The organism is Rhodococcus sp. NPDC057014, from assembly GCF_042673295.1.
Lineage (GTDB): Bacteria > Actinomycetota > Actinomycetes > Mycobacteriales > Mycobacteriaceae > Rhodococcus_F.
In genome coordinates this window covers 1-3786 of record NZ_JBHUSF010000513.1, presented here as the reverse complement: position 1 = coordinate 3786, position 3786 = coordinate 1, and the positions used below count along the sequence as shown (strand labels likewise).

Annotated in this window: 2 protein-coding genes and 1 pseudogene; all 3 read left to right on the top strand. The window is 71.8% G+C overall.

What is annotated here, in order from left to right:
- A pseudogene (locus tag ACFTZB_RS43990) lies at positions 1-236 on the top strand (hypothetical protein); the annotation flags it as partial.
- Positions 233-1660: a GTPase gene (locus ACFTZB_RS43985; RefSeq protein WP_378442057.1), complete on the top strand. Its 1428-nt coding sequence runs from the start codon at positions 233-235 to the stop codon at positions 1658-1660. The pseudogene ACFTZB_RS43990 and the gene ACFTZB_RS43985, both read left to right, overlap by 4 nt.
- Before the next feature lie 239 nt (positions 1661-1899).
- Positions 1900-3786, top strand: a 1887-nt coding sequence (locus ACFTZB_RS43980; protein ID WP_378442054.1) for an Hsp70 family protein, incomplete at its 3' end; no start/stop codon positions are given.

Sequence of the window (3786 nt, the reverse complement as noted above, 5' to 3'; positions counted from 1 at the left end):
TCGTGATCCGCTACCGCGAACACGTCAAAGCCTCGATCGAGATCCTGCAGGGGCAGATCAAAGACGCCGAGGACACCGCCCGGGCGGACAAGGCCACCCGGGAGAAGAAACTGACCCGCCTGCAGAACAACCTGCGGGTGGTCGAGAACAACATCACCCGCGCCGAAGCCCTGATCGCCGAACTGTCCACCCACCCCACACCCGCCGCCGACCCGGAAGGCGGGGATCCCCGGTGACCGCCACCCCCACCGCACCGGCCGTCGATCCGGTGCGCGCCGGCCTGGACCGGGCATTGCACGCGCTCGCCGCCCTGGCCCCCGACCTGGCCGCCCACGCCAACCGGATCGGACAGATCCTCTGGTCCCCGCCGCGGATCGTGATCGTCGGCCGCCTCAAGGCCGGGAAATCAACCCTGGTCAACGCCCTGATCGGGGCGCCGGTCGCCGAAACCGCCGCCCTCGAGGCCACCAGCATCGTCGCCGTCTACCAGGACGGCGCCCCCTCCCGCGCCGAGGTGGTCCTGCTGGACGGCTCCCGCCGCCCGCTGCACCTGTCCCGCGGCCACACCACCGACCTCGGGGTCGACCCCGAGCAGGTCGCCTACCTGCACCGGTGGCTGCCCTCGGCGGCGATCCGCGACTTCACCCTGGTCGACACCCCCGGCCTGGCCACCCTGACCGCCGAGAACGAGGCCCGCACCCGCCGGGTCCTCATCGACGGGTACGAGCAGACCCGCACCGCCTCCGTCGACGCCGACGCCGCGGTGTTCCTGTTCGACTCCGCCCCCCGCGCCGACGAGATCTCCTTCCTCAAACAACTCGGCTTCACCCCACTGAACACCCTCGGCGTCCTCTCCCGCGCCGACGGGTTCGGGGAAGGCGCACTGGGGCAACGTAATCCGCTCGAGCACGCGATCGCCCACGCCCGGGTCCTGGCGGACCGGCTCGCCGACACCGTCATGACGGTGATGCCGATCGCCGGGCTGCTCGCCGAAACCGCCCACACCGGGGCGCTCACCGAGGCCGACGCCCGCGCACTGGCGTCGCTGACCGGATACGGGCCGCTCGAGGTGCTCGACCTCCTCGACACCGACACCCCCACCGTGGTGCCCGCGGCGGTGCGTGATCGGCTCCTCGACCTGCTCGGCGAATACGGCATCGCCGCGGGCCGCGACGTCGCCGCCCACGGGGCCGCCACCCTCAACGACTGGCTGACCGCGCACTCGGGGATCCCCCAGTTGCGGGGCGTGCTCTCGGAGCATCTGGGCCGGTTCGCCGCCGTGCACCGGGCCAGCCGGATCATCCGCGAACTCGACCAACTCGCGTTCACCCACCCCGCCCGGGACCAGATCCGCGGCGTCGTGGACCAGCTGCGCCGCGACCCCGCACTGAACACCGTGGTGCTGTTCGAACACCTCAAGGCCATGCTCGAGGCCGATCCCCGCTCCCCGGTCACCACCGAACTGCGCCGGCTCCTCGAACACCCCACCCCGGCCGGGCAGCTCGGCCTCCCCGCCGGTGTGGGCCCGGACCAGGTGCGGGCGACCGCGCAGCAGAAGCTGAGCTGGGCGCACACCCAGGCGCTGTCGACGCTGACCGCGGCCGAGGACGCCGCCCTGATCGTGCTGCAACACGCCTACGCCGCCCTCGCCGCCACCTGAGACCCAACCCCAGGGCGGGCCGGGTCGGTGGGGGTGTGTGCGCGTCGGCGGGAACCTTTCGCCCGCGGCCCGCATCCAACCATCACCCGCCGAGAACGCTTTGTGGAAGGACCGACCCGTGATGTTCCACCGACCGCCGCAGCCACCGCCGCCACGCCGGCGTGACATGATGCCCGGGCGCGACCGCGCCGCACCGGCCGCCGCGCGCATTCAGTGGGGTTCGAGCACGAGGGGGATCAATGTCTAGGCCGGACTGGCTGCTGGGGATCGACTTCGGCACCTCCAACACCGCCGCCGCACACACCGGCGCGGTCAGCGGCGCGGTGGAAGCGCTGCAGCTCAGCCACAACCGCACCACCATGTCCTCGGCGGTGTTCGTCGAAACCCCCCACCAGATCGCGGTCGGCGACGTCGCCACCAACCGCGCCGAAACCAACCCCGCCGCCTACCTGCCCTCCCCGAAACGGGTGATCGGGCAGGGCGTGGTCACCGTCAACGGCTACACGATCCCCTCGTCGGTGCCGGTCGCCGCGGTCCTCGACTCGGTGATGGCCCGGGCCCGCGCCGCGCACGCCGGGCAGGCCCCCGCCCAGCTGGTGCTCACCCACCCCGAGGCATGGTCCCCCCGCGAGATCCAGGTACTCCTCGACGCCGCCGCCCAACTCGGGCTCGACCCCTCCCAGGTCACCACGGTCTCCGAACCGCGGGCGGCGGCGCACTACTATTCGCGGTCGAACACCCTGCCCCCCGGCGCGAAGATCGCGGTCTTCGACTTCGGCGGCGGCACCCTCGACATCGCCGTGCTGGCCGCCAACGACCACGGCACCTTCGACGTGGTGGCCGCGCGCGGCGACAACGGCCTCGGCGGGAAGAACTTCGACGCCTACATTCGCCGGTGGGTCGATGAACAACTCGACGCCCGCAACCCCGAACTCGGTGACTACCTGCGGTCGGCGCCGATCGATATCCGGCACGCCCTCGACGATTCGATCCGCCGCGCCAAGGAACTGCTCTCGGAGGCACCGTCGGCGACCATCACCGTCGCCGGCGGCGGGCACACCGAAAAGTTCCAGATCACCCGGGAGGAGTTCGAGGAACTCATCACCCCGGCCTTGGAGAAGGCGGTCACCCTCACCCGCGCCACCCTTGCCGACGCCCACGTCACCGACCCCACCGGGCTGCACGCGCTGTATCTGACCGGAGGGTCCTCCCGGATCCCGATCGTCCAAGACCACCTCAAGGCACTCGGGCCGATCGCCACCCTCGACGACCCGAAGACCGTCGTCGCGCAGGGCGCCATCGCGGCCGCCGCCCCGATCGTCCGCGGCCTCGCCACCACCGCCGCAGCCGGCGGCGGGACCCGGTACACCCACCCCACCCCGCCGACATCTGCCCCCGAACGCCCCGGCGGGCCGGGCGCGACCGCACCCCTCCCGGACCGGCCGACCCCGGCATGGCACCCCACCCCCACCCCCACACCGGCGGCGGACACGGGTGCGGGCCACAAGAAGTGGACGGTGATCGGCGCCGCGGCCGCCGCCGCGGTCATCGCCGCCGGGGTGATCGGGGCGATCACCCTCACCGGCGACGACCACAGCGCCGCCGATCAGCCCGCTGTCACCGACACCGCCGCGGCCGGGGACACCGCCGACGCGGAACAGGTCGGCGCCTCCGGCACCGGAAACACGCAGGTTCCCACCACGAAAGACACTGTGCTGGCCGCGCTTCCGGCGTCCCTGCGGTCAGATCTGGAGAACTGCAAGACCAGCGGCGAAACCGAGAACGGTGGACTGGAAATGCAATGCACCCTGAAAGAGGGCGCCGCGCTCACCGCCGGCATCTCCGACCAGGACTACCAGTCGATCATTCTCAGCGTCGACGCCGCCGAGGCGAAGAAACGGGTCCTCGGGATCCGGCAGGGCTTCCAGAACGACACCACCTCGACCGACAACGAAATCGTGGAGAACATCCCGCGGACCGCGGCCGCCCACATCGACGGTCCGGGCTACGCCGGCACCTACTCGATCTGGTACGCCAACGGCTCGACCGGGGTGATGGCCAGCTTCAGTGACGTCCAGGGCCTCGACGGCGCGAAGACGTTCCTCTCCCGCGCCGGACTGATCAAC